Below are 26006 nucleotides of genomic sequence, written 5' to 3'. Positions count from 1 at the left end.
CGTGTACTTCACCGACCGCGGCATCGAGGAGCTCGAGAAGCGCCGGGGCGAAGAGGAAGTCTCCCTCGCCTTCGTCGCCGACCGGCTCCGCGAGTTCGTCGACCTGAACCCCGAGTTCGAAACCCCGATCGAACGCTTCGCCACCTGGCTCGCCCGCCTGGACGACGAAGACGACTAGTACCGACTGAGTACTCCGAGCGAATGCCCTTCGCCACGCAGCCCGTACGCCGGGTCGCCGCGGCGGAGGGCATTCGCCCGTCCGGCCACTGGCCACACACGATCCCGGCCGTCCGCCAGCTCCTGACCGACGGTCTGGACCTCGACCCGGGCGTCACGTTCCTGGTCGGCGAGAACGGCACCGGCAAGTCCACCCTGGTCGAGGCCGTCGCCGTAGCCTTCGGCCTCTCCCCCGAAGGCGGCTCCACCGGAGCCCGCCTCACCACCCGCGCCACCGAGTCGCCGCTAGCCGACGACCTGCGACTCACCCGCGGCGTCGGCGCCAAGCGCGCGGGCTTCTTCCTCCGCGCCGAAACCATGCACGGCTTCTACACCTACCTGGAGCACAACCCGAAGACGTCCGGTCCGCCCGAGCCCGTCTTCCACGAGATGAGCCACGGCGAGAGCTTCCTGACCCTCATCCGGGACCGCTTCACCCGGCAGGGCTTCTACTGCCTCGACGAGCCCGAGTCCGCCCTGTCGTTCGCCACCAGCCTCGCCGTGGTCGGCGTACTCGGTCAGCTGGCCTCGAACGGCTCCCAGGTGCTCTGCGCGACACACTCCCCCGTGATCGCGCACGTGCTCTAGTCCGTGTGCGGCGGTCTCGTACGGCGGGGTGGGTCGGGGGCGAGGGAGCCGTCGGGGGCGATGTGTTCGAAGATCTGGTCGACGAGGTTGAGGACGTGGGGGTCGTCGACCGTGTAGATGTGCCGGCGGCCCTCGCGGCGGGCGGTGATGATGCCGGCCAGGCGGAGTTTGCCGAGGTGCTGGCTCGCGGTGGCGATACTCACGCCGACGCGTTCCGCCAGGGTGCCGACGTCGTACTCGCCTTGCGCGGCCAGGGACACCAGGTGCAGCCGGACCGGAGCGGAGAGCATGGCGAAGGTGCCCGCGGCGGATTCGAGCTGCGCCTTCGTCGGTTCAGGGTTGTTGACTGCTCCCCGCCCTGAAGTCGGGGGGTTCCCGTCTCCGGTAGCGATGTCGGGATTCATGGCTCACGCTGCCTTTCCAGTCGACGACTGGACGGGTCTTCCGCGATCGACACCATCCGGGTTCAGACCTGCCCGGTTGAGCATCACACGCGCGGAGTTCTTGTCCCGTGGCGACACTGCTCCGCACTCGATACAGCTATATGTGCGCTCCCCCAGCGGCAGTGCGTGCTTGGCTCTCGCTCCGCAGTGTCCGCAGTCCATCGTGGTGTGCGCGGGGTGTACCAGCAGGACGGTCCTGCCGTGCTTGTGGCCCATGTCGACGAGGGCTTGCTTGCTGGCCGCGATAGCGGCATCGGCGGCCTTCTTGGCCATCGTGGACTTGGCGAGGAACTTCGGACGGAAGTCCTCCACGGCCAGACAATCGTGGTCGCGGACCAGCTTCTTCGCCCACTTACGGGCGTAGTCCTTACGCTGCCGAGAGACCTTCTTCAGCAGCCTCGCCCGGCGCCGCTTCGCCTTCCGATAGCCGTTGCTCTGCTGCTGGCCCTTCGGCCTGCGGCGTCGCGACACCGCTTTGTTGACAGCCGTCAGCTCTGCTGACGCATTCCTCCCGAAACCGGGATGCGGCAGATCGTGGTCGTCGCTGGTGGTCGTGGCGATGTCTTTGACGCCCCAATCGACCCCCAGCACCGCACCCGTCGCCGGCAGCGACTGCGCCTCAGTCACAACGACGAACGACGCGTACCAATGTCCCAGTGAGTCGCGGTAGACACGGACACTGGACGGCACCGACGGCAACTCTCGAGACCACACCACGTTGACGGTGATGTCGCCGGCGAGGTGCAACTTGTGGTCCTTGAAGCGGAAACCATTGCGTGTGTAGTTGAGACTCGGGGCCGCCAGGTTCTTCTTCTTGAGGCCCGGCAACCCGGTGCGGCGACGCATCGGCACCTTCTCCGTGATGTCCTTGATCGCCTTGAGGCGCGACTTCCCGAAGTCGCGGATCGTCTGTTTCTGCGGGATCGACGCGCCTGCCCGCAGCCACGCGTGTTCGGCTCGCCAGGTGGTGCACATTTTGTCCAGTGCCGCGGGGCCGATCTTCTCGCCGCGCCCGTACGCCGCCCTGGACTGGGCGACGCACTGGTTCCACATCCAGCGGCACCGGTCCCATTCCGACAGCAGCAACCGTTCCGCGGCCGTGCCGACACGCAGACGGTAGGTGTACCGCGCCGAACTGGTGGCTGTGCCCATGGCTCCACATTCTGCACCTGACCTCTGACAATTCCGACGACCATCGTCGGGGTAGGCATGTGGTGTCCGTGACGCACGTGCGTCGTCTCCGGGCAGTCCGCCGGGCCGTGGTGACGACGGTCTCATACTTTCGCAATTGCGAAAGTATCAAAACGGTGTCAGGCTGGAACCATGTTCCGAGCCGTCCGCCCTGTCCTGCTGCTGCTCGCGGTGGCGATCCCCGCCGTCGTCCTGCGGCTCCTCGGCACTCATCCCCCGGCACTGGCCTCGATCGTGGTCTTCGGCATCGCCGTGGTCGCCGCGTCGTTCGTGCTGGCCTGGGCCGCGGAGGCGGCGGAGATGGACATCGCGGGCGGTCTCGCGATCGCGGTGCTCGCGGTCATCGCGGTCCTCCCGGAGTACGCGGTCGACCTGTACTTCGCCCACACCGCCGGCTCGAACCCGGAGTACGTGCAGTACGCCGCCGCCAACATGACCGGCTCGAACCGCCTGCTCCTCGGCCTCGGCTGGTCGAGCGTCGCCCTGATCAGCCTGTACGTCGCCTCGCGCCGCAGCGGGCGCACCGTCCGGGCGCTGGTCCTGGACTCGGGCTACCGGCGCGAACTGGGCTTCCTGGCGGTCGCGGGCGTGGTCGCGTTCGTGATCCCGGTGACCGGTGAGATCCACCTGCTGCTGGGGATCGCGCTGCTCGCGTTCTTCGCCTTCTACCTGTACCGCGCGGCGACGGGCGGCCACGGCGACGAGCCGGACCTGATCGGCCCGGCCGCGACGATCGGCGCGCTGCCGAAGGTCGCCCGGCGGATCACCGTCACCGCGATGTTCGTGGCCGCCGCCGGGGTGATCCTGGCGGCCGCCGAGCCGTTCGCGGACTCGCTGGTCGAGGGCGGTCACGCGCTGGGCATCGACCAGTTCCTGCTCGTGCAGTGGCTGGCACCGCTGGCGTCCGAGGCGCCGGAGTTCATCGTCGCGCTGCTGTTCGCCTGGCGGGGCAAGGGCGCGGCCGCGCTCGGTCTGCTGATCTCCGCCAAGGTGAACCAGTGGACCCTGCTGATCGGCAGTCTGCCGATCGCGTACGGCCTCGGTGGCGGCGGCGCGGCGCTGCACCTGGACGGCCGGCAGATCGAGGAGTTCCTTCTCACCGCCACGCAGACGCTGCTGGGCCTCGCGATCCTCCTGAACCTCCGCTTCCCGCGCTGGGCCGCGTGGACCCTGCTGGGCCTGTTCGCCGTCCAGTTCGCCGTACCGGGCCAGACCGGCCGCTACGTCATCAGCGCCATCTACCTGGCGCTCGCCATCGGCGCGGCGATCCACAACCGCAAGCAGCTGATCCCCACGATCACCGCCCCGTTCCGCCGCACCACAGCAAAGCCAGCAGCGGACCGCGCCGACGAGCTGATCAAGGTCTGAGCCTGTAGCGTGCGGCGGGTGGAACCTCTGGGATCCGTACCGTGGCCACCCGAGCCGATCAAGACCGAGCGCCTCGTGCTCCGCGAGCCCGAGGCCCGGGACCGGTCGACGTTCATCGAACTGCTCGCCTCGCCGGACGTGCACACCTATCTCGGCGGCGCCCGTCCGCGCGCCGAACTCGAACGCGAGACTCCCGAGGTGCCCGAGCGGTGGCCTGGGAGTTTCGTCGTCGAGCACGACGGGGCGATGATCGGTCAGGTACTGCTCCGGAGGGCGACCCGGCATCGTCCGGCGGCCGTCGGCAAGCTCGATCTCGGCTATCTGTTCCTGCCGCGGGCGTGGGGATTCGGGTACGCCGGCGAGGCGTGCGCGGCGGCGCTGGAGTGGCTCGGCGATGTCCTGCCGGGCGAACCGGTCGTGCTCGCCACCCAGACCGCCAACCTCGGCTCGATGCGCCTGGCAACGAAACTGGGCTTCGCCGAGGTCGAGCGGTTCGAGGCCTGGGGCGCCGAGCAGTGGCTCGGGATGCGGGCCTAGCTGGCCTGCTGTTCCTCGATGATCGTCGGGCGGTTGCGGCGTTCCTGGGGGCCGGGGCGGCCGCGGCGGCGGCCGGAGAGGAACTTCTCGCCGGCCGCGGTGCCGGTGAACTTGGTCCGGCGGGCCCACTCGCGGCACTGGTCGATCACCGGGCAGGACGTCAGGCAGATCGCCTGCGCCTTGCGCTGCTCCCACTGGCTGGCCGTCTCGTCGTACGACGGGGCGTGGCCGACGCAGGCCGCCTTCGCCATCCAGTTGTCGGCCGGGTCAACGATCACCGTCAAAGTAGGCCTCATGCGCTCCCCTGCTCCTCATCGATCGGGCGGATCGGTAGGAACAGGGTGACCCCGTCGCGTTGCCCCGGCGCGACGCGAATGTTTCAGCCGTGAAACGTCCTGCCCGAACGGTGTCACATGAGTGCCGCTGGCACTAGCGGCGTACCAGCCGGATCTCGTGCAGGTCGAAGTACGGGTCGTACTTGCCGGCGCCGTCGGGTTCGAAGCCGTGGCGTTCGTAGAAGGCCCGGGCGCGGGTGTTGGCCTCGAATACCCACAGGAACGCAGGCTGCTTGCCCACGGCAACGTCGAGCAGCCGCCCGCCCAGCCCGGTCCGCCAGAACGCCTGCCGGGTGTAGATCGCCTCGAGCTCGAACGGCACCGGCGAGTCCTCGTCACGGCCCGGCCCGGTGCCGGCGAAGCCGATCACCCGCTCCTCGACCGGCGCGGCCGGATCCGGGTTCAGCGCGATCCACCGCTCCCGGCCCGCGCCGAGCGGCGTCGTCCAGCGCTCGGTCCGGCGGTCGATGTCGGACGTCCGCGCCAGCAGAAGGTCGGCCGGGACCAGATCGGCGTACGCCTCCCGCCAGCACAGCAGGTGACACCAGGCCGCCGCGACTGCGTCGTCGGCCGTGACCAACCGGATCTCAGGTTGCACCTCAGACAGTGAAGACGATCTTGCCGAACACGTCGCCCGTGTTCATCTTCTCGAACCCGGTCCGCGCCTCGGCCAGCGGCAGCACCGAGTCGATGTGCGGCGCGATCCCGGCGTTCGCCATGAACTGCACCAGCTCGGCGAGCTCGGTCCGGGTGCCCATCGTCGAGCCCTGCACCCGCAGCTGCAGGAAGAAGATCCGGTTCAGCTCCGCGGACTTCGGCGCCTGGCCGCTGGTCGCGCCGGAGATCACCAGCGTGCCGCCCTGTTTCAGCGACTTCAGCGAGTGCGACCAGGTCGCCTGCCCGACGGTCTCCATCACCGCGTCGACCCGCTCCGGCAGCCGCGCCCCGGACTCGAACGCGTCGTGCGCGCCGATCTCCAGCGCCTTGGCCCGCTTGCCCTCGTCCCGGCTGGTCGCCCATACCCGGATGCCGGCGGCGCGCGCGAGCGTGATCAGCGCGGTCGCGACCCCGCCGCCCGCACCCTGCACGAGCACGGTGTCCCCCGGCTTCAGCCCCGACTGCGTGAACAGCATCCGGTACGCCGTCAGCCACGCCGTCGGCAGGCACGCGGCCTGCTCGAAGCTCATCCCGGCCGGCTTCGGTACGACGTTCCGCGCCGGAACGGCGACCTGCTGCGCGAGCGTGCCCTGGTACCGCTCGCTGAGCAGCGACCGCTTCGGGTCGAGCGTCTCGTCGCCCTTCCACGCCGGGTCCGAGATCACCGCGTGCACAACGACCTCGTTGCCGTCCTGGTCGACGCCGGCGGCGTCGCACCCGAGGATCATCGGCAGACTCTGCTCAGCCAGCCCGACGCCCTTCAACGACCACAGGTCGTGATGGTTGAGCGCGGTCGCCCGGACGTCGATCGTCACCCACCCCTCGGGCACGGTCGGCTCGGGCCGCTCCCCCACCTCCAGCGCGGCGATCGGGTTGTCGGCGTCGAACTTGGCGGCGTAAGCAGCAAGCATGCGGACCACCCTAGGCGCTGGTCCACACCGAGTCAGTAACCGACTTCACGTGCGGCGCCGGCGGGACCTGGTCAGCGGGGCGCCGGTGTGGTTTGATCCGCGATTAACGGGCCTGACCGTAATTCCCCTGAGGAGGACCGATGCTCCGCGCTCTGCTGACCGCGGGCGTGACCGCCGCCCTGCTGCTCGGACCAGCCGCCCCTGCCCCCGCCGCGACGACCTCACAGGTCACCGGCGCCTATCTGCAGATCACCGCGGACGGTGTCGCCACCGGCCGCGGCTTCGAAGGTGCGACGCACGCCTTCGCCGCGGTGGCGGCGATCTACGACGTGACCGGCGCCCCGGAACAACGTCGTACCGCCGACGAGCTGCTCGACTACATCCTGCGGCAGCGGCCCGGCCACATGAACACCGACATCGCCCTGCAACTGCTGCGAAGCCCGTATTTGCAAGGCGATCCGCGACTGGTCGGCAACCTGGAGCAGTTCCTGACGTCCCTCCTCGACCTGTGCGCCACGCGTCCCGACACCGTGTTGCGCAGCGGCGACATCCGGACGTTGACGGGGCGTGCCGAGTTGCTGGTCGGGTACGCGCAGTACCTCGAGCAACGCTCCGGCGACCGGGCGCGCATCGAGGCGGCCGACACCGCGGCGCGCGCGATCCTGGACCGGGTGGCGGCGCTGCAGTACACCCGCCAGGAGGCCGTCCAGCTGTTCCGCAACGACCGGTACGTCGGCGCCTTCCCGCACTTCGTGACCGGCGACGACGGCACCATGGGCACCTGGGACGTCGAGCACTGGGCGCCCGCGATGCTGTCGCTCGACCAGTACGCCGCCGTCCGCGCGCTCGCGGTCGGGTACGGCCGGTTCCGCACGAGCACGTACAACGATGCCGCTGCCGCCGGGACCCGGCACCTGCTCGGCACCACCCAGATCGACCCGGAACTGGTCTACGCCGGCGCACCGGCCGGGTTCCCGCTGGACGGTGCGACGTACGAGATCGGCGAGGAGACCGGCGAGCACCCGTACCTGATCACGTACGGCTGGTCACCCAACGCGATCGCCCAGCTGGGTACGGCGTTGCGAGCCGTCCGCGACAACCGCGTCATGGTGCCGCAGTCGCCGGCGTGGCAGGCGGCGTACTGGCGCGGCACTCCCCCGCGCTCCGTCCTCGCGCCCGGCCTGTTCTGGCTCGGACTGGACGCGAAGGTCCGGTACACGCACCGGTTCATCGAGGCCACCCAGCTCCCGGTCGGCGCGGGCTTCCCGTGGCTCGACCTGGAGCGGACCACGTTCCCGGGCACCGGCGACGACCCGGTCCGTCGCGACGGCTGGTACGACGGGTCCGGGCGCGGCGCGATGTCGGCGGTCTACTCGCGGCTGGCGATGACCGGGTACGTGCAGTCCGGCGGCCGCGACGTCGACCTGCTGAACCGCGCCGGGCACTGGTGGGAGCGCATGGTGGTCCGGAGCTGAGCCCGTCAGTCCCGGGCGACTCCGTCCGCCACGGCTGCGGCGGCGACCGCGTCGGCGACTGCCGGGGCGACTCGGGCGTCGAAGGGCGACGGGATGATGTAGTCGGGGCGGAGGTCGGCGGCCGAGATCAGGCCGGCCAGGGCGTCCGCCGCGGCGAGCTTCATGCCTTCGGTGATGCGGGACGCGTTCGCGTCGAAGGCGCCGCGGAAGATGCCGGGGAACGCCAGCACGTTGTTGATCTGGTTCGGGAAGTCGGAGCGGCCGGTCGCGACCACGGCGGCGTGCCGGTGCGCGATGTCGGGGTGGACCTCGGGATTCGGGTTGGCCAGCGCGAAGATCATCGCGTCGTCGGCCATCTGCGCGACGGCCTCCTCGGGCACCGTGCCGCCGGAGACCCCGAGGAACAGGTCCGCACCGGCCAGCGCATCGACCAGCCGGCCCGAGATGCCGCCGTTGTTGGTGTCCCGGGCGAGCGACAGCTTCACCGGGTTCAGGTCCGGGCGGTCCTCGTGCAGCACGCCCTTGCTGTCCACGACCGCGAGGTCACCGACGCCCGCCTGCAGCAGGATCCGGGCACACGCGACCCCGGCAGCGCCCGCACCGGAGATCACCACCCGGATGTCCTCGATCGCCTTGCCGGTCACGCGGAGTGCGTTGCGCAGCGCGGCGAGTACGACGACCGCCGTACCGTGCTGGTCGTCGTGGAAGACCGGGATGTCGAGCCGCTCCTTCAGCCGGCGCTCGATCTCGAAGCAGCGCGGCGCGGAGATGTCCTCGAGGTTGATGCCGCCGAACGTCGGCGCCATCCGCGCGACGGTGTCGACGAACTCGTCCACGTCGGTGCAGTCGAGCGCGATCGGCACCGAGTCGACGCCGCCGAACTCCTTGAACAGCAGCGCCTTGCCCTCCATGACCGGCAGCGACGCGGCCGGGCCGATGTCACCCAGACCGAGTACGGCGGTACCGTCCGTGACGACCGCGACCACGTTGGACTTCCAGGTGTAGCGCCGGACCAGCGCCGGGTCCTCGGCGATCGCGGTACAGACCCGGGCCACGCCGGGGGTGTACGCCTTCGAGAGATCGTCGGCGTCGGTGACCGTGATCGAGGACGTCACCTCGATCTTGCCGCCGCGGTGCAGGTCGAAAACGGCGTCACCGGCGTACCGGTCGTATCGGTCGGAGGGAAGGTTGGACTCGACAGCTTGGGCGACCATGCGGGGACCCTTCGGGGGTTTCGAGCGGAACTGAGATAGTGGCGTTCGATGAGGGTGCGTCGAACGGCGCTGTTTCCAGGGGGTCACCCGTCGGTCACGAGTAAACCACAAGGCTCACTGGTCTGCTGTGAGAGGCCCCACATCCGCCCGACGTGTGCCAGGATTCGGGCATTCACAACCCCTGTCGAGGAGAATCCGCGATGAACATCGTCCCCACTCTCCGCAAGCGCCGGGCGATCGCCCCGGTTGCAGCAGTCGCGCTCGCGCTGTCTCTCACCCTGACCGCCTGCGGCGGCGACTCGGACGGCGGCGGCAGCGGCGGTTCCGAGGACAAGGCCGCAGCGGCCGGCATCACGCTGGTGAAGCCGGGCAAGCTGACCGTCTGCACGCACCTGCCGTACAAGCCGTTCCAGTACAAGGACGGCACCAAGGTCGTCGGCTTCGACGTCGACATGCTCGATCTGCTCGCCGCGGACCTGGGGATCGAGCAGGAGGTCGTCAACATCGAGTGGGCGCAGGTCACCTCCGGCGCGGCGTTCCAGGCCAAGAAGTGCGACATGGGCATGGGCGCGATGACGATCACGGCGGAGCGCCAGGCCGCGATCAGCATCACCGAGCCGTACATGGACGCGACCCAGGTGCTGATGGCCAAGAAGGACTCCGGCATCAAGTCGCTGGCCGACCTGCGGGGCAAGAAGCTCGGCGCCCAGGCCGACACCACCGGCAAGAAGTACGCCGACGACAACGCGAAGGCCAACGGCTACACGGTGATCCCGTTCAACGACCTCGCGCTGCAGACCAACAACGTGAAGTCCGGCCGGGTGGACGCCGCGATCAACGACAACGGTGTGCTCTACGACTTCGTCAAGGAGAACTCCGACATGGCGGTCGTCGCCGAGTTCGACACCGGCGAGCAGTACGGGTTCGGCGCGCTCAAGGACGGCAGCGGCCCGAAGCTGGTGGCCAAGTTCAACGAGGTGCTGACCAAGGCCAAGTCGGACGGCAAGTACAACGAGATCTACAAGAAGTGGTTCGGGGTTGAGCCGAAGAAGTGACTGTCACCCACGCACCTGTTGAGCGGAAGGGGCTGAGCCCGCGGCAGCGGGCCCAGCGCTCCCGCTGGATCCAGTACGCGATCCTCGTCGTACTGGTCGTGGTCGCGGCGTTCAGCGCGAACTGGGGCCAGATCGGCAGCGTGTTCTTCAAGCCGGAGTTCATCCAGTCGACGTTCGAGGACGGCGTACTCCAGGCCCTGGTGAAGACCGTCGAGTACACCGCCGGCGCCTTCGTGCTCGGGCTGGCCGGCGGCACGCTGCTGGCGCTGATGAAGCTCAGCCAGGTCGGCCCGTACCGGTGGATCGCGACCGCCTACATCGAGTTCTTCCGCGGGCTGCCGGCGATCGTGGTGTTCATCGCGTTCAGCCTGCTGCCGCTGGCGTTCCCGGGGATGACGATCCCCTGGGACCCGTACGGCGTGGTGTGGCTGGCGCTCGGCATCGTCGCCTCGGCGTACATGGCCGAGGTGATCCGGGCCGGGATCCAGGCGGTGCCGAAGGGCCAGGTCGAGGCGGCCCGGTCGCTCGGGATGCCGGCCGGGGTGGCGATGCGGAAGATCGTGCTGCCGCAGGCCTTCCGGATCGTGCTGCCGCCGCTGACCAACGACCTGATCCTGCTGGTGAAGGACTCCTCGCTGGTGTTCATGATCGGCGTCGCCGCGGACGGGTACGAGCTCACCGGTTTCGGCCGGGACCTGGCCAACACGTACTCGAACCTGACGCCGATCGTCGTCTGCGGCTTCTGCTACCTGGTGATCACCCTGCCGCTGGGCATCCTGGCCCGCCGGCTCGAGGCACGGACGGCGAGGACGCGCTAAATGGCCCTGGTAGAGATCAAGAACCTGCACAAGTCCTTCGGCAGCAACCACGTCCTGCGCGGCATCGACTTCACCGTCGAGCAGGGCGAGGTGGTCTGCGTGATCGGGCCGTCCGGGTCCGGCAAGTCCACGCTGCTGCGCTGCGTGAACCTGCTGGAGCAGCCGCAGGAGGGGCAGGTGTTCGTCCGCGGTGAGGAGATCACCCACCCGGACTGCCACCTGGACGAGGCCCGGCAGCAGATCGGGATGGTGTTCCAGCAGTTCAACCTGTTCCCGCACCTGTCGGCGCTCGGTAACTGCACCGTTGCCCAGCGCACCGTTCTGAAGCGCGGCGCCGAGGAGGCGGACAAGGTCGCCCGGGCGAACCTGGAGCGGGTCGGGCTGGCCGAGAAGATCAACGCGTTCCCGGCCCAGCTGTCCGGCGGCCAGCAGCAGCGGGTCGCGATCGCGCGGGCGCTGTCGATGGACCCGGCGCTGATGCTGTTCGACGAGCCGACCTCGGCGCTCGACCCGGAACTCGTCGGCGACGTACTCACGGTGATGCGCAAGCTCGCGCTGGACGGGATGACGATGCTGGTCGTCACCCACGAGATGGCGTTCGCGCGCGAGGTCGCGGACCGGGTGGTGTTCATGGACGGCGGCGTGATCGTCGAGCAGGGGCCGCCCGCCGAGGTGATCGGCAGCCCCAAGGAGGAGCGCACCCGCACCTTCCTCCGTCGGGTCCTCGACCCGACGCACGTCGAGCCCACGCACTGAGCGGCGACGGCCCGCCACCGGTAAGCAGCCCGGGGCGGGCCGTTCGCCGTGCGCCCGGGCCCGTGAGGTTGGATGATGTACGGCGTGGTGGGTCGAGACGAGGGAGACGACGTGAGCAGCACCGCAGGAGCCGCCGAGGTCCGCCTGAGCATCCCGGCGGACAGCGCGTACGTCGCCGTGCCGCGGGCGGTGGTCGGCAATCTCGCGGCCCGCAACGACTTCACGCTGGACGCGATCGACGACCTGCGGATCGCGGTCGACGAGGCGTGCGCGCTGCTGCTGCCGCAGTCGGTCGACGGCGTCCTGGAGTGCGTGTTCGAGATCGCGCCGCCGCAGCTCACGGTGCGGACGAGTGCCGTCGTACCGAACGGCTGGCGGCCGGACACCACGTCGTTCGGCTGGACCGTCCTGACCGCACTGGTGGAGTCCGCCGCCGCCGAGACGATCGACGGCCGCCTGACGATCAGCATGACGGCGACCGCCACGGAGAGCCTGTGAGCGAGCGTAGCGAGCGAACCATGGACAGAGCACTGCTGTCAGTCACGCCGGAGCCGAGCGCCAGCGAGGCGCAGGCGTGACTGACGAGAGGATCCCGGGGAGCGCGCCCCAGGAGCCCAGCGATCTGCGCACCCGGACCGCGGAGCTGTTCCAGGAGATGGCAGCCGGCGCCCGCGATCCGGCGTATGCCGCGGCGCGGGACGCCCTGGTGGCACTGCACATGCCGCTGGTCGAGCACCTGGCCCGCCGGTTCCGCAACCGCGGCGAGCCGTACGACGACCTCGTGCAGGTCGCCACGATCGGGCTGATCAAGGCGATCGACCGGTTCGACTCCGACCGCGGCGTGGAGTTCTCGACGTACGCGACGCCGACGATCCTCGGCGAGATCAAGCGGTACTTCCGCGACAAGGGCTGGGCGATCCGGGTGCCGCGGCGGCTGCAGGAGCTGCGGCTGTCATTGACCGCGGCCACCGCCGAGCTCACCCAGGAGCTCGGTCGCGCGCCGACGGTCGCGGAGCTGTCCGAACGGCTCGGGCTCGCACCGGACCTGGTGATCGAGGGCCTGGAGTCCGCGAATGCCTACAACACCTTGTCCCTGGACGCTCCCGATCAGAACGAGACCGACGCGACCACGGTCCTGGACGGTCTCGGCGGCGAGGACGAGGCGCTGGAGAGCGTGGAGTACCGCGAGTCGCTGAAGCCGTTGCTGGCCCAGCTCGACACCCGCGAGAAACGGATCCTGACGCTGCGCTTCTTCCGCGGTATGACGCAGTCCCAGATCGCCGAGGAGATCGGCATCTCGCAGATGCACGTGTCCCGGCTGCTCGCGCGCACGCTGACCGAACTGCGCACCGGCCTGCTCAAGGAGTAACTAGAGCACCGGGTGGTCGTCGGTTCCGCCGGCCAACGCCTCGGTGGAGGCCTTCTGGAATACGCAGACCAGTACGGCGAGCGCGAGAACCGCGAGCGCTACGGCAACGGCCTTGGTGCCTCCGCCGCCGCCCCAGAAGCTGTACGCCACCAGGAGCTGGATCAGCTGCGTGAACACTGTCGGCCCGCGGCTCCAGCGGGCGGCCTTCCAGAGGCCACGGAAAGCGACGAGGACGAGCGCGACGCCGTACACGACGAAGAAGCCGGTGGTGGTCAGCCCGAGCACCAGCCGGGAGCCGTGAATCGTCAAGGCTTCGGCAATTCCGAGAACGACGAGCACGAGCCCTTCCACAGCGACCACTGCCGCGGCTAGCTTGAGCGGTCTCGGGACGGCGGCAACTGGGGAGTCGGTCGGCACTTCGCCAGCATAGGGCGTTGCGTTCCGGGGGGATCAGGGACGTCGAACGCGCGCGGGCCCCGATCCGGTGCGCGGTAACCCCGGCCCCACAGGGATTTGAGGTTGTGCGTAACCAAAAGGCGGTTGGAACGGTTACCTGCAGTGAACGGGTGCTTGCGGAACGGCCGCTCTGTCCGATAACCGGATGGAGCGAACGACCGCGCTCCAGTTCGGAGTGTTAAGGAAGCGTTGTGATCGGATCGACAACTCCAGAACCCTTGTTTCGATCCCCCAAGATTGGGAACATGGTCTCGTTCGTGAATGCGTTCACAACAGGACGCGGCACCAACCCCTGTGCGACACGAACCGACGAATACAGCACCGCTGCCCGGGCACAGACCTACCCGGCAGCATACGTCAACTACTGAGAGAGATGGGATCCGCCATGGATTGGCGCCACCGGGCCGTATGCCTCGACGAGGACCCGGAACTGTTCTTCCCCATCGGCAACACCGGGCCCGCGATCATGCAGATCGAGGAGGCCAAGCAGGTGTGCCGACGCTGCGACGTGCGTGAGCAGTGCCTGGCGTGGGCGCTCGAAGCCGGCCAGGACCACGGTGTCTGGGGCGGCCTGAGCGAGGACGAGCGTCGCGCTCTGAAGCGCCGCAACGCCCGCCAACGCATCCGCACCGCCTGAGCAAGTCCTCTCGAGGCCCCGCGGAACGTCCCGCGGGGCCTTTCGCGTTCCAGCGGTCTATTCCTTGACCGGGATGTCGAGCGTGACCTGGGCGCCGGGATCGCCGTCGTGGCGGTTGCCGAACTCCAGCGTCCCGTCGAGTTCGCCGATCACCAGCGTGCGGACGATCGACAGGCCGAGGTTGCCGGACAGTTCGGAGTCGAAGTTCGTCGGCAGTCCCTTGCCGTTGTCGATCACCTGGACGCGCAGCCGGCCGACGGAACGCTCGGCGACCAGTTCGATCGTGCCGCTGACCGCTTCGCCGTCGCGGGCCCCGAACGCGTGCTCCACCGAGTTCTGCATCAGTTCGGTGAGCACCATCGCCAGCGGCGTCGCCACCTCGGAGTCCAGGACGCCGAACGACCCGGTGCGCCGTGTCTCCACCGAGGTCGCGACTGTCGACACGTCCGCGACCATCGCCCCGACCCGGTCGGCGACGTTGTCGAAGTCCACATGCTCGTCGAACGACTCCGACAGCGTCTCGTGCACGATCGCGATCGACCCGACCCGCCGGACCGCCTCGGCCAGCGCGGTCTGTCCTTCGGGCACGGTGATCCGCCGGGCCTGCATCCGGAGTAACGCGGCGACCGTCTGCAAGTTGTTCTTGACGCGATGATGAATTTCCCGGATGGTCGCTTCCTTGGTGACCAGCTCCCGTTCCCGGCTGCGCAGCTCCGTCACGTCCCGGAGCAGGATCAGCGCCCCCACGTGCTGGCCGTCGGCGCGCAGCGGGATCGCGCGCAGGAACAGCGTGGCGTCGGAGTTCTCGATCTCGATCTCCTTGGCCGCGCGCCCGGTGACCACGGACGCCAGCACGTCGTCGACCTTGTGCCCGGACTGCAGCAGCTCGGCCGTGACGTCCTTCAGCCGGGAGCCGACCAGGTCGGTCACCAGGCCCATCCGCCGGTACGCCGACAACGCATTGGGGCTGGCGAACGTCACCATGCCGTGCCGATCGACCCGGATGCAGCCGTCACCGACCCGTGGGGTGGTGGACAGCAGCCGTTCCCCGCCGTACGGGAAGATCCCGTCGGTGATCATCCGGGCCAGGTCCGTCGCGCTCTGCAGGTACGCGATCTCCAGCCGGGACGGCGTCCGGACGCCGAGCAGGTTGGTGTTCCGCGCGATCACCGCGATCACCCGGGAGCCGCGCCGGACCGGGATCGTCTCGACCCGGACCGGTACGTCGTCGCGCCATTCCGGATCGCCCTCGCGGCAGATCCGGCCGCCGTCGTACGCCTGGTCCAGCAGGTGCCGGCGGCCGCGCGGGATGAAGCTGCCGACGATGTCGTCCAGGTACGCCGTGGGGCCGGTCGTCGGACGCATCTGCGCACCGGCCCAGAACCCCAGCCCCTCGGTGTCCGGCAGCCAGAGCACCAGGTCGGCGAACGACAGGTCGGCCAGCATCTGCCAGTCCGAGACGAGCAGTTGCAAGCGGTCCAGGTCGGCCTGGTCGAGCGTCGTGTGGTTCCGCGCCACATCGGTCAAGGACGGCACGCTCCGATGCTACCGAGGGCTTATACCAGCCCTCCGGGTGGTCCGCTCGACAAGAGGGCGTGTGTAGGTGTTGATTGATCAGCAGCAGATGAAAGGATGCTCGGGTGGAGTCGACGTACTGGCAGGACGTGATGGCCGCGGACTACGCGGTACCGCACGACCGTACGCTGACCGAACTCACCGAGGAGCTGGTCCGCGGGCTGGCCAGCACCAACCCGCAGGTCCGCGACGCTCTCGCCTACCCGACGCTCGCCACCTGGCTCGAGCGCGGCGTGTACGACGACCTGCTGCCGGGCTTCGGCGACGGGCTCTGCGCGGGGCTGAACTTCGGCCTCGGTGAGGACGGCACCGACACGGTCTTCCGGCGCTCGTTCACCGCGCTGACACTGGCGGAGGTGATCCACCGCGACAACGCCGAGTTCCTGGTGCACGACGAGGTGGTGATGCGCTGGGGCGACCGGCTGGCCACCTGGCTGCTGCGCGAACGCGACCTGCGCGGGTACGTCGCGGACTGCGGCTGGGCGCACGCGGTCGCGCACGGCGCGGACGCGATCGGCGCGCTGGCCCGGTCCCGGCACTGCGACGCCGGCGTGCTGCGGGCGCTGCTCGACGTGCTCGCGGACCGGATCGTCAAGGAGACGCCGTACCGCTGGGTGCACGAGGAGCACGACCGGGTCGCGCACGCGGTGATGACGATCCTGCACCGGAACATGCTGAGCAGCGACGAGCTCGAGCGCTGGCTGAAGCCGGTCGCGGCGACCGCGGCCCAGCAGCCGTTGATGCACGAGACGCTGCCGGAGTGGCCGACACCGAACGTGTTCAACGCCCGCGGTGTCCTGCACGTGCTGCTCAGCCAGCTCGCGATCGGCGTGAAGGGCTTCCCGATCCCGGGTGACGACGAGCTGTTCGGCCGCCCGATCGAGGCCCGCGCCGACCTGCTGCTGATGCTGACCGAGGCCGTGCAGTCCTCGCAGCCGTACATCTACCGCCCGGCGACGAACCCTTCCTAAGGCAGTACGGCGACTGTCGCGACCACGGCCCGGTGGTCGGTGCCCTGGACCGGGTACGTCGTGAACCGCCGCGGCTGGAGCCGCCTGGACACCACCACATGGTCGATCTGCGTCCGTAGTACGGCCGGCTGGTCCGCGGGCCAGGTGCCCTGCAGGCCACGGCCGACGGTGGGGCCGACGCTGCGGCAGTAGCCGCCCAGCGCCTGCCGGAAGTCCGCGTGGTCGACGGTCGCGTTGAAGTCCCCGGCAACGACCGTGGGCGCGTCCTGGGTACACCACTGCCGGACCTTCTGCAGGTCCTTTTTCCAGGTCGGTACGGCGTCCGGCAGCGGCGGGTAGCCGTGGTACGCGATCAGCCGGACCTGGCCCAGGTTCCCGCCCGTCACCACGACGGTGCCGAACGTCGTACCGGGTTCGATCGCGAACGCCACGTCACCGAGCGCCGCGGAGACCAGCACGCTCGTCGCACTCGGTACCGCCCGGGTCGGCTGGGTCGTGAATCCCTTGTACTGGTGGTCCTGCAGCTGGGCGCGGATCTCCTCGCGGACGTCGGCCTGTGCCTCGGGCAACGACACCAGGTCCGGCTTGCGCTCGCGGATCAGCTGCGCCACGTCCGCCGCCCGGGCACCGCCGCCGAGCACGTTCGCCACCATGACGGTCAGCTCGCGGGCGCCGTCCGGGGCCGGTCGCGCGACGGAGAGCTGGCGGGGCACGGTCAGCGCGCCGCCGACCAGCGCCAGGAGGCTGATCAGCGCCGCGGCGATCCGCCAGCCCCGTCGGACGAACATCAGCACGGCCAGGAGGAGCACCACGACCAGCAACTGCGGGCGGAACGCCGCCAGCTGGGTCAGCGGCGTGAGCTCGTCGAGCCCGAACAGCTCCGGATACAACGGCACGGCAACGACGAGCAGGAACAGCACGGACAGCACGACGCGCCGTACGAACCATGCCTTCTCGTTATTCATGCGCCAACCTGTTGGGTCTGGAACCTGTCGTTGCCGAACGGTAGCGTGCTCCGTTGCGCCTGTGTCCCGAGGAGGTTTGAGTGTCCCGATTGTCCGCGATCAGACCCGCGTACTGGATCTCCGGTGTGCTCCTGGTGGTGGCGGTCGTCGTACCGCTCGCGGTGCCGACGTACGCCAAGGTGGATCCGCACCTGTTCGGCTTCCCGTTCTTCTACTGGTACCAGCTGCTGTGGGTGTTCCTGTCCGCGATCCTGGTCAGCATCAGTTACAAGCTGATCCGCACCGAGGAACGCCGCCGGCGCGCGGCGCAGGGACTGGGCGACCCGGAGAAGGACGGTGACCAGTGAACACCTCGGTCGACTGGGTGCAGCTGACGATCGTCGTCCTGATCTTCGCCGGCGTCACCGCGATGGGCTTCATGGCCGCCCGCTGGCGCAGCGCCGGTCACCTGGACAACCTCGACGAGTGGGGTCTGGGCGGCCGCGGCTTCGGCACCTTCATCACCTGGTTCCTGCTCGGCGGCGACCTCTACACGGCGTACACGTTCATCGCGGTCCCCGCCGCGATGTACGCGACCGGCGCGATCAGCGGCTTCTTCGCGGTGCCGTACACGATCGTCGCCTACCCGATCGTGTTCGTCTTCATGTCGCGGCTCTGGTCGGTCTCGCACCGGCACGGGTACGTGACGCCGGCCGACTTCGTCGGCGGCCGGTACGGCAGCAAGGCGCTGTCGCTCGCGGTCGCCGTGACCGGCATCCTCGCGACGATGCCGTACATCGCGCTGCAGCTGGTCGGTATGCAGGCGGTCTTCGAGACGATGGGCCTCGGCGGCGACAACCTGCTCGCCAAGGACCTGCCGCTGCTGATCGCGTTCGCGGTGCTGGCGGCGTACACGTACTCCTCCGGGCTGCGGGCGCCGGCGATGATCGCGTTCGTCAAGGACATCCTGATCTACGTGGTGATCCTGGTCGCGATCTTCTACCTGCCGCGCGTGCTCGGCGGCTGGGACGCGATCTTCGGTGCGGCACAGGAGAAGCTGACCGCGACGAACCCGTCCACCGGCAAGCCGGTCGGCGCGTTCGTCCCTGGTGAGGGCGGCTACGTGTCGTACTGGACGCTCGCGCTCGGATCGGCGATGGCGCTGTTCATGTACCCGCACTCGGTGACCGCGGTGCTGTCCACCAAGACGCGGAACGTCGTACGGCGGAACGCGACGCTGCTGCCGGCGTACTCGCTGCTGCTCGGCCTGCTCGCGCTGCTCGGCTTCATGGCGATCAAGGCGAACGTGGACATCAAGGGCCTGGACGGCCTGGCGAACCCACAGCTGGCGATCCCGCGGCTGTTCGACCAGGAGTTCCCGGCCTGGTTCGCGGGGATCGCGTTCGCGGCGATCGCGGTCGGCGCGCTGGTGCCGGCGGCCATCATGTCGATCGCGGCGGCGAACCTGTTCACCCGCAACATCTACCGCGACTTCCTCAAGCCGTCGGCAACCCCGGCGCAGGAGGCCAAGGTCTCCAAGATCGCGTCGCTGCTGGTGAAGGTCGGCGCGCTGGTGTTCGTGCTCGGCATGGACAAGACCGTCGCGCTGAACCTGCAGTTGCTGGGCGGGATCTGGATCCTGCAGACGTTCCCGGCGATCGTGGTCGGGTTGTTCACCCGCTGGTTCCACCGGTACGCGCTGCTGACCGGCTGGGCGGTCGCGATGGTGTTCGGCACCGTCTCGGCGTACAACGTGGTGAACCCGGCGACCAAGAAGCACTTCGGCGGGTCGGTGGCGAACATCCCGTTCACCAACACCCCGGCCTACATCGCGCTGACCGCGTTCGTGCTGAACGTGATCATCGTGGTGGCGCTGACGCTGCTGCTGCGGGCGCTGAACGTCCCGGACGGCAAGGACAGCACGCATCCGTCGGACTTCACCGCGGACCGCGGCGACCCGGGTGTGAAGGACCTGCCGGAGATCATCGACGAGGGCGGCACCGCGCCGGCCAAGTCCTGAGCCGATGGCGGCCCCTTCCGGGGGGCCGCCATCACTTTTTGCTGTTAAGTCGACACGCTGCGGGGTCAGCTTGCCCGGTTTCGGGCCGTTGATTCGGCAGAATCACCTGCGTGCTGCTGGTCCTCCTCGTCATGGTGCTCGCCGCCGGGGCGGCCCTCGCGACCGGCGGACGCTTCGCGCACCTGGCCGCCAACACCCTGACCGGCGTGCACTGGCTGGCCGCGGCCGCGATCGGCCAGCTGCTCGGCTCACTCTTCGGCGGTACGGCGTACCCGGTCGGGCTGATCGGGTCGGCGGTCTGCATCGCGGTCTTCCTGCGGCTGAACCTGCGGCATCCTGGCGTCGGGCTGCTGGCGCTCGGCTTCTTCTGCAACGCGCTCGTGGTCGCTCTGAACGGCGCGATGCCGGTGTCTTTGCGAGCGCTGGAACGCGCGGGCGTCGGCGATGCGGCGGTCACCGACCCGCGGCACGAGATCTCCGACGCCGCGACCCGGCTGCCGTGGCTCGGGGACGTCGTACCGGTGGCGCTACCCGGGCTGGGGCAGGCCGTCAGCCCTGGCGACGTACTGATCGCCGCCGGCGCCGGTCTGCTGCTGTACGCCGGCATGGGCGCGTCCGGCCGGGTACCGGCCACGACCGCGCCGGTCTGGGACGACCTGGAGCCCTGCGCCGGCACCCCGGCCCTGCTCCACCTGTCCCCTGAGGCCGACCGGGAACTGTCCTCAGAACCGGAACCCGCGCCCGACGATCCGCCGCAGTGACTCCACCACGACCGGGTCGTACTCCGCCCCGATCCCCAGCCCGATCGACTCCATCGCCTTGTCCGGCGTCTGCCCCGAGCCCTCCCCCACGAGCTGTTCGTAGGCCAGGGCAACGTTCACGATCCCGCTCTCCACCGGGATCCCCGGATTGTTCGCCCGCCCGTGCCGGTACGGATCGTTGGAGTGCCGGACGATCTCCGCCACATGATCCAGCACCCCCGACCGCTCGATCACCGAAGCCCCGATCTCCGCCGCCCGCTGCCGCTCCTCCCGGGTCCGCAACAACGAAGCCCCACCAGGACTGGGATCCGCCAGCGCCAACTGCCCCACGCCCGACAACAAGGCCGCATACTCCAACGCCTCCATCCGCGCCGGCGTCAACCCCAGATCGTTCCCGATCGCCACCGCCAGCGCCGCGGTCCGCGCGTTCTGCCCCGGACTACTGAACCCGGCAATCTCAGTACTCCGAGCCATCGACCGCACCGTACTCCGATACGTCCGCTGCGCCGAAGCAAACCGCCGAAACGCAAACTGCGTCAACAACAACGGCACCACCACCAACGGCACCGCCCACAACCCGATCAACGACGTCCCCGCCGCCAGCAACATCCCGCTGATCCCCATCGCGAGCCCGATCCGGGCCATCACCTGGAACTCGTCCCGCAGCGCGGCAGGGAAGGGCCGGTTGAACTTCTCGGTGTCCTGCCCTGCACCGACCAGGGCATCCACCAGGCCGGCAGACAGCACACTCAGCAACATCGCACCGGTCAGCGCCATGGCATGACCCCACGATCCGTTCCAGACAAAGTTCTCCGGGGTGACGAGCACGAAGGTGACAGCGGCACAGGCAACCGACAGCACCCGACGGCTCGAGATCACCAGATCCCAGGGCAGACCGGCCACTGCCCGCGGGAACAGGCCGGCCAGCGTGGCTAGGCCGGTGACCGCCACGATCTGGGCCACCTCCGGAGGCGTCTCGAGTGCGGGACCGCGCAACATGACGTACCCGAGCGCCGCGCTGGTCGCGATCGGTGCGCGGTTGCGGACGCCGTCGACCCGGAACTGAACCATCTCACCGACCGCGATCAACAGTCCGAAGACCAGGACGAACGGCCATTCGGTAACTCCCCGCCGTGCGGTGAGGAAGACCGCGACCAGGCCGACGACACACCCGGCCACCGCCAGCACGATTCCACTGCCCAGGCGTCGCTCGCCGCCGAGCTCTCCGGACTCGATCATGCGGGTCCGGCCGCCGAGCCTGAGGCACCACCGCTGCTGCCGAGACTGAGGTCGTCGTGGTCGATGACCTGTACCTTCGCGCCGTCCGGCACCGGCTGGTCTGCCGCCGCCTTCCAGCCGTGGCGGCGGACGACGTCGACGAACGCGTCGACGAGATCCGGGTCGAAGTGCGTGGCCTTGTCCTGGATCAGGATCGCGAGGGTTTCCTCGACACTCCGCGCCGGCCGGTACGACCTGGTCGAGGTCAGGGAATCGAACGCGTCGACGATCCCGATGATCCGGGCGAAGTACGGAATGTTCTCGCCGCTGAGCCCTGCCGGATATCCGGTACCGTCGTACTTCTCGTGATGGTGCAGGACCGCGGACTTGACCTCTTCGAGGAACGGGATGTTCCCGATCAGCTCGACGCCACGCGCCGGATGCAGCCGGATCGCGTCCATCTCACTGTCGTCGAGCCTGCCCGGCTTCCGGATGATGCTGGTCGGTACGCCGACCTTGCCGACATCGTGGAGCAGCCCCGCATGCTCAAGCGCCTGTTGGCGGTCCTCGGGCAACCTCAGATGCTGGCCGAGCATGCCCACACCAGCGCTGACCCGCTCAGAATGGCCGCGGGTATAGAGATCCTTCGTCTCGATGACCTGAATAAAAGCACGGAGTGTGGCCGCCTGCGCCTCACGCTCGGCCTCGTCCTGTGACAACGCCCACCGAGCGACGATCAACGGCACCAGGGTCAACAGCCCGGCGACAACACCGAGCCCACCTAGCCAGACGACCGCAAGAATCATCCCCAGGAGGCTGTACCCGAGGAGCGGGAGCGCAGTTGGTACCACGACCTCGCGCAGGAAGGAGCGAACGACCGACGCACCGCGTTCGAGCCACAACACAGGGCACATGAGCAAGGCGTTGACGAGTTGATACGCGACGCCGGTCACCGCGACCGCGACCAACGCGCGCTCGATGTGCGCGAAGAGTTCGTGTCCCACCGGCCCGTCAAGCGCGAGGTACACCAGCGCGCCGCCACCTGCCGACAAAACCCGTGAAGAACTGTTGAACAGCTTCTTGATCAACGGAACGTGCCGGGCCTGGGCCACCGAGGCAATGCCCGCCACGACGATCGCCGCGGTTGGTCCGGCGATCACATAGACAGCCATGAGCGCGACCGAGGTCAGGGACGCGCCTTGAGTCGGGCCGTGGGGCGACCGCAGGAGAGTCGCCACCAGCACCAGCAGAGACAGCGCAAGCACTGTCCAGTAGTCAGACAGGCGGAACAGCATGACCCCCCAGGTCGCGACCGCGCCAGCCGCCACAACCGAGACGAAAAGCCGCAGCCCAACTCGGTGTAGCGCAGGTGTCATGTCACGCCTTCGAGGTATGTCACCAGTCCCAGTGGTCCCCAGTCATGGTAAGTCACCTCCGATCAGCGGCGTTAGTCTTGGACTCGCGGTTCTGGCGGGTCCAGGGGGGCAGACAGCGCGGCGCTGACTCGTGCCTGAATTGTGCTCATTCCAAGGGCGCCGAAACACTGTAAGCCCAACCGTGACCCGCCGGGAGACATGAGGAACTCAGACGGGTATGAGAGACTGTGACTCTTTGCAGTTGTTTCAAGGAGGCTTAGAAATGGGAAAGACTGGCCGCAAGCGCCGTGCACGCAAGAAGAAGGGCGCGAACCACGGCAAGCGCCCGAACGCCTGAACGAAGGCGGCTACAGACAGCGAGGACCTCGGAGAAATCCGGGGTCTTTGCGATTTGGTCACAGCTTTACAGCAGACCACTTATTACAGAGGTCCTGTACCGGAGAGTCCCCGGGCGCATACCGAACGCTATCTTTCAAACGATCGTTGGAGATTCGGCGGTCACCGCGGCACGGGCCTGTGGACAACGACGTACGGTGGTCGGCGGATCCCTCTAGAGTTAGGCCCGCAAGTTTCCGGTACTGACCGATATCGGGCCTGGATCCGAGGGAGGGCGAGGCAGTGAGCGAGCCGGCCGCACCAACGCTCAGCGAGCTCCTCCGTACCTTCCGTACGCGTGCAGGCCTGACCCAGGCCGCCCTCGCCGAGAAGGCCCGCCTCAGCGAACAGGCCATCAGCGTCCTGGAACGCGGCACCCGCAGCCGGCCCCGGATCGACACCATCCGTTCACTGACCGTTGCCCTCGCGCTGTCGCAGAGCGAAGCCGACCAGTTCCTCGCCGTTGCCCGCGGCAAGAACCAGGGCACAGCCGCGCGGAGCGTCGGGCCGTCCGTGGCCCTGGGCAAACAAACGGTGCCATGGCAGCTCCCTCCGGCGGCACGAGACTTCACCGGCCGAGCCGCCCAGCTCGATGCGATCCTCTCTGTCCTGCGCAATCCGACGGGGACCGGGCCGGTCGCCCTGGTCGCGATCACCGGCATGGGTGGGATCGGCAAGACCGCGCTTGCGGTACAGGCCGCACACCGCCTGACCGACAGCTACCCGGACGGGCACCTCTATCTCAATCTCCGTGGCTACGGACCAGGGGAACCGATGTCCGTCACGGACGCACAGCGGCAGTTGCTGCGATCCCTCGGCCTCGATCCACAGGAGGTCCCCGAAGACATCGACGAGGCTGCCGGCGTGCTGCGATCGCAGCTCGCCGGTCGCCGGATGCTGGTGCTGCTCGACAACGCGGCCGACGCGCAGCATGTCCTTCCATTGCTGCCGGGGAGCCCTGGGTCGTCCGTGATCATGACGAGTCGTGGGTCACTGATGACGTTGCCCGGCGCGCGTCAGATTCATCTCGACGCGTTGTCGGAGTCCGAGTCTGTCGAACTCCTCGCCGGCGTCATCGGGGAGGAGCGGGTCATGGCGGAGCCCGACGCAGCCCGGAGCCTGGCCGGCATCTCAGGTCGCCTGCCGCTCGCCGTCCGTCTGGTCGGCGGGCGATTGGCCACCCGACCCAACTGGCCGATCCAGTACCTCGTCGCGCTGCTCGAGGACGAAGACCGTCGGTTGGACGGCTTCGGCTCCGACGAGACCGGTGTACGCGCCAGCATCGAGAGCTCGGTGGCCTTCCTCGAGGGCAGCGAACGCCCCCTCGACCGGGAGGCGGCCCTGTCCCTGCCGCTGCTCAGCATTCCGGACGGCTCCGACCTGGCCATCCCGATCGCCACCAGCCTGCTGGAGCTGCCATCCAGCCGAACCGAGGCCATCCTCGAACGGCTCGCCGACCTCAACCTCCTGGAGGCCGTTGCTCCCGAGCGCTATCGCCTGCACGACCTTATTCGTGCCTATGCGCGCGAACGCGTCGAGGAGACCCTCGATGCCGGCCAACGCGATGCGGCGCTCGAACGCGTGCTGGGTTTCTACGCGGAGTTCGGCTGCACCGTCCAGAGCATGACCCATCCGACGAGCCCTCGCATCGCCCTCGCGAGAGCGGCCTTCACGCCACCGTCACCTGGCGCGGATACCGAGGCAGCGCTGAACTGGCTCGATGCCGAGCAATCGAACCTCATGGATCGCTACCACCAGGCGATGACCACCTCATTGGCCACGGCCTCGATCATTCCGGAGCTCACGCTGGCATTGTTCGGCTACCACGAGTCTCGGTCGCGGTGGGTGGAGATGCACGAGATGTGTCACGACGCTCTCCGTATCGCCACGACGTCCGGGTTGCACTCGATGGCGGCCTGGTTGCAGCACGACCGCGCCATTCCCGAGGTCGAGAACGGGAGCCTCGAAACCGCGGCGGAGTATCTCCTGCGCGCGCTGGAGATGTTCCGGGACCTGCCGGACCACTACGGCCAGGCCCGTTGCTGCACCTCGGCGGCGCATGTGCTCGGGAGAATCAACCGAATTCCGGAAGCGATCCAGCTCGCGGCGGAAGGCCTCGAGCTCAGCCAGCAACTCGGAGACACCACGGTGGAGGGAGTCGCCTACGTCGCCCTCGGCGGCCTCTACGATCGCAGTGGCGACAAGGCCCGGGCCGATGACGCGTTCCAGCGAGGTATCGCGCTGGCCGAAGTGGCAGGCGATCTGAGGTCGGTCGCAAAGCGGCATCTCAACGCCGGTTTCTCGCATCTTCTCGTCGGCCGGCTCGACGAGGCCGTCGAGCCGTTGAGGGTCAGCTTGCAGGTCGCCCGGCGCGCGAAGAACAAGGAACTGCAGTCACAGTCCCTGCACTGCCTCGTGGCGGTGTACGCCAGTCAGGGCGAATTCCGGCGTGCCGCCGACCTCTCCGAAGAGGCCATCGAGCTGATCCGGCCGCTCAACAATCGATTGCGGCTCGGGTATTTCACCGTCGAGCTCGGCAAGATCTACGCCGCGGCTGGCGACCATGCCACCGCCGCACAGTATCTCGAGAACGCCATCAGCCTTCTGGAGAACATCTCACCGCATTTGCAGACCGTCGCCGGCGATTTGCTCGAACTCACCCGGCGAGGCGGGCCGTATACCTACAGCTTCGACGAATCGCAGATCCGCTGAGTGGAAACCGCACCCGGCCCGGGACAGG

Annotated in this window: 27 protein-coding genes; 16 read left to right on the top strand and 11 right to left on the bottom strand. The window is 68.7% G+C overall.

The genetic code is table 11. The features are described from left to right. Position 1: 1 nt before the first annotated feature. A complete protein-coding gene (locus ABN611_RS22120; RefSeq protein WP_350274116.1) occupies positions 2 to 178 on the top strand; it encodes a DUF6104 family protein in 177 nt (58 codons plus the stop codon). A gap of 23 nt (positions 179 to 201) precedes the next feature. Beyond that, positions 202 to 804, top strand: coding sequence for an AAA family ATPase (locus ABN611_RS22115; protein WP_350274115.1), 603 nt, complete (start codon positions 202 to 204; stop codon positions 802 to 804). Here ABN611_RS22115 and ABN611_RS22110 read toward each other — a convergent pair. Further along, positions 801 to 1094, bottom strand: a complete 294-nt coding sequence (locus tag ABN611_RS22110) for a metalloregulator ArsR/SmtB family transcription factor (RefSeq protein ID WP_350274114.1) — start codon at positions 1092 to 1094, stop codon at positions 801 to 803. The genes ABN611_RS22115 and ABN611_RS22110 overlap by 4 nt on opposite strands. Positions 1095 to 1211: 117 nt before the next feature. Continuing rightward, positions 1212 to 2399 (bottom strand): transposase, encoded by a 1188-nt coding sequence (locus tag ABN611_RS22105; protein WP_350274113.1) that lies wholly within the window; start codon positions 2397 to 2399, stop codon positions 1212 to 1214. A 171-nt stretch (positions 2400 to 2570) separates the two neighbouring features. Between ABN611_RS22105 and ABN611_RS22100 the strand changes: the two genes are divergently transcribed. Further along, on the top strand, positions 2571 to 3806 hold the full coding sequence (locus ABN611_RS22100) for a sodium:proton exchanger (RefSeq protein WP_350274112.1): 1236 nt from the start codon (positions 2571 to 2573) through the stop codon (positions 3804 to 3806). A gap of 18 nt (positions 3807 to 3824) precedes the next feature. Continuing rightward, a complete protein-coding gene (locus tag ABN611_RS22095; RefSeq protein WP_350274111.1) occupies positions 3825 to 4343 on the top strand; it encodes a GNAT family N-acetyltransferase in 519 nt (172 codons plus the stop codon). On the opposite strand, the gene ABN611_RS22090 is transcribed toward ABN611_RS22095, so the two are convergent. From ABN611_RS22090 to ABN611_RS22080, 3 genes are all read right to left on the bottom strand, one after another. Then, the gene (locus ABN611_RS22090) at positions 4340 to 4639 is read right to left on the bottom strand and encodes a WhiB family transcriptional regulator (RefSeq protein WP_350274110.1); all 300 of its coding nucleotides are present in this window, start codon (positions 4637 to 4639) and stop codon (positions 4340 to 4342) included. The two genes, ABN611_RS22095 and ABN611_RS22090, sit on opposite strands and share 4 nt — an antisense overlap. 133 nt (positions 4640 to 4772) lie before the next feature. Next, entirely contained in the window at positions 4773 to 5276 is a 504-nt protein-coding gene (locus tag ABN611_RS22085; protein ID WP_350274109.1) for a GNAT family N-acetyltransferase, read from the bottom strand. Between the two features lies 1 nt (position 5277). After that, a complete protein-coding gene (locus tag ABN611_RS22080) occupies positions 5278 to 6246 on the bottom strand; it encodes a zinc-binding dehydrogenase (protein WP_350274108.1) in 969 nt (322 codons plus the stop codon). A 140-nt stretch (positions 6247 to 6386) separates the two neighbouring features. Here ABN611_RS22080 and ABN611_RS22075 point away from each other — a divergent pair, with 140 nt between their 5' ends. Next, a complete protein-coding gene (locus ABN611_RS22075; protein ID WP_350274107.1) occupies positions 6387 to 7721 on the top strand; it encodes a hypothetical protein in 1335 nt (444 codons plus the stop codon). Positions 7722 to 7726: 5 nt separating this feature from the next. Here the strand turns inward: ABN611_RS22075 and ABN611_RS22070 are convergent, their stop codons facing one another. Then, positions 7727 to 8935, bottom strand: coding sequence for an NADP-dependent malic enzyme (locus tag ABN611_RS22070; RefSeq protein ID WP_350274106.1), 1209 nt, complete (start codon positions 8933 to 8935; stop codon positions 7727 to 7729). Positions 8936 to 9135: 200 nt separating this feature from the next. Here ABN611_RS22070 and ABN611_RS22065 point away from each other — a divergent pair, with 200 nt between their 5' ends. The 5 genes from ABN611_RS22065 (at position 9136) to ABN611_RS22045 (ending at position 12933) form a co-directional block, all read left to right on the top strand. Further along, entirely contained in the window at positions 9136 to 9990 is an 855-nt protein-coding gene (locus ABN611_RS22065; protein WP_350274105.1) for an ABC transporter substrate-binding protein, read from the top strand. Next, entirely contained in the window at positions 9987 to 10808 is an 822-nt protein-coding gene (locus ABN611_RS22060) for an amino acid ABC transporter permease (RefSeq protein WP_350274104.1), read from the top strand. The genes ABN611_RS22065 and ABN611_RS22060 overlap by 4 nt, the downstream gene beginning before the upstream one ends. Then, positions 10809 to 11564, top strand: coding sequence for an amino acid ABC transporter ATP-binding protein (locus tag ABN611_RS22055; protein ID WP_350274103.1), 756 nt, complete (start codon positions 10809 to 10811; stop codon positions 11562 to 11564). It begins immediately after the preceding gene. 111 nt (positions 11565 to 11675) lie between these two features. Continuing rightward, positions 11676 to 12062: an anti-sigma regulatory factor gene (locus tag ABN611_RS22050; protein WP_350274102.1), complete on the top strand. Its 387-nt coding sequence runs from the start codon at positions 11676 to 11678 to the stop codon at positions 12060 to 12062. 76 nt (positions 12063 to 12138) lie between these two features. Beyond that, entirely contained in the window at positions 12139 to 12933 is a 795-nt protein-coding gene (locus ABN611_RS22045; protein WP_350274101.1) for an RNA polymerase sigma factor SigF, read from the top strand. On the opposite strand, the gene ABN611_RS22040 is transcribed toward ABN611_RS22045, so the two are convergent. Next, positions 12934 to 13350 (bottom strand): hypothetical protein, encoded by a 417-nt coding sequence (locus ABN611_RS22040; protein WP_350274100.1) that lies wholly within the window; start codon positions 13348 to 13350, stop codon positions 12934 to 12936. A gap of 424 nt (positions 13351 to 13774) precedes the next feature. Between ABN611_RS22040 and ABN611_RS22035 the strand changes: the two genes are divergently transcribed. Then, positions 13775 to 14026, top strand: a complete 252-nt coding sequence (locus tag ABN611_RS22035; protein WP_130383822.1) for a WhiB family transcriptional regulator — start codon at positions 13775 to 13777, stop codon at positions 14024 to 14026. A gap of 57 nt (positions 14027 to 14083) precedes the next feature. Here the strand turns inward: ABN611_RS22035 and ABN611_RS22030 are convergent, their stop codons facing one another. Beyond that, positions 14084 to 15562, bottom strand: coding sequence for a histidine kinase N-terminal domain-containing protein (locus ABN611_RS22030; protein WP_350274099.1), 1479 nt, complete (start codon positions 15560 to 15562; stop codon positions 14084 to 14086). A gap of 104 nt (positions 15563 to 15666) precedes the next feature. Here ABN611_RS22030 and ABN611_RS22025 point away from each other — a divergent pair, with 104 nt between their 5' ends. Then, positions 15667 to 16572, top strand: coding sequence for a DUF2785 domain-containing protein (locus ABN611_RS22025; RefSeq protein WP_350274098.1), 906 nt, complete (start codon positions 15667 to 15669; stop codon positions 16570 to 16572). Here ABN611_RS22025 and ABN611_RS22020 read toward each other — a convergent pair. Further along, the gene (locus tag ABN611_RS22020; protein WP_350274097.1) at positions 16569 to 17537 is read right to left on the bottom strand and encodes an endonuclease/exonuclease/phosphatase family protein; all 969 of its coding nucleotides are present in this window, start codon (positions 17535 to 17537) and stop codon (positions 16569 to 16571) included. The two genes, ABN611_RS22025 and ABN611_RS22020, sit on opposite strands and share 4 nt — an antisense overlap. Before the next feature lie 80 nt (positions 17538 to 17617). Between ABN611_RS22020 and ABN611_RS22015 the strand changes: the two genes are divergently transcribed. From ABN611_RS22015 to ABN611_RS22005, 3 genes are all read left to right on the top strand, one after another. Further along, positions 17618 to 17884 (top strand): DUF3311 domain-containing protein, encoded by a 267-nt coding sequence (locus tag ABN611_RS22015; RefSeq protein WP_350274096.1) that lies wholly within the window; start codon positions 17618 to 17620, stop codon positions 17882 to 17884. Continuing rightward, a complete protein-coding gene (locus ABN611_RS22010; RefSeq protein WP_350274095.1) occupies positions 17881 to 19536 on the top strand; it encodes a sodium:solute symporter in 1656 nt (551 codons plus the stop codon). The genes ABN611_RS22015 and ABN611_RS22010 overlap by 4 nt, the downstream gene beginning before the upstream one ends. Positions 19537 to 19646: 110 nt before the next feature. Then, positions 19647 to 20297: a DUF5317 domain-containing protein gene (locus ABN611_RS22005; protein ID WP_350274094.1), complete on the top strand. Its 651-nt coding sequence runs from the start codon at positions 19647 to 19649 to the stop codon at positions 20295 to 20297. Here ABN611_RS22005 and ABN611_RS22000 read toward each other — a convergent pair. Continuing rightward, positions 20259 to 21536: an HD domain-containing phosphohydrolase gene (locus ABN611_RS22000; protein ID WP_350274093.1), complete on the bottom strand. Its 1278-nt coding sequence runs from the start codon at positions 21534 to 21536 to the stop codon at positions 20259 to 20261. The two genes, ABN611_RS22005 and ABN611_RS22000, sit on opposite strands and share 39 nt — an antisense overlap. Then, positions 21533 to 22687 carry an HD-GYP domain-containing protein gene (locus tag ABN611_RS21995; RefSeq protein WP_350274092.1) on the bottom strand — a complete coding sequence of 385 codons (1155 nt, stop codon included), beginning with the start codon at positions 22685 to 22687 and terminating at the stop codon, positions 21533 to 21535. Before ABN611_RS21995 ends, ABN611_RS22000 begins: the two co-directional genes overlap by 4 nt. 822 nt (positions 22688 to 23509) lie before the next feature. Here ABN611_RS21995 and ABN611_RS21990 point away from each other — a divergent pair. Beyond that, on the top strand, positions 23510 to 25978 hold the full coding sequence (locus ABN611_RS21990; RefSeq protein WP_350274091.1) for an NB-ARC domain-containing protein: 2469 nt from the start codon (positions 23510 to 23512) through the stop codon (positions 25976 to 25978). Positions 25979 to 26006 lie beyond the last annotated feature (28 nt).

The sequence above is a fragment of the Kribbella sp. HUAS MG21 genome (genome assembly GCF_040254265.1).
Classification (GTDB): Bacteria; Actinomycetota; Actinomycetes; order Propionibacteriales; family Kribbellaceae; genus Kribbella.
This window is presented reverse-complemented; position numbering and strand designations above follow the sequence as displayed.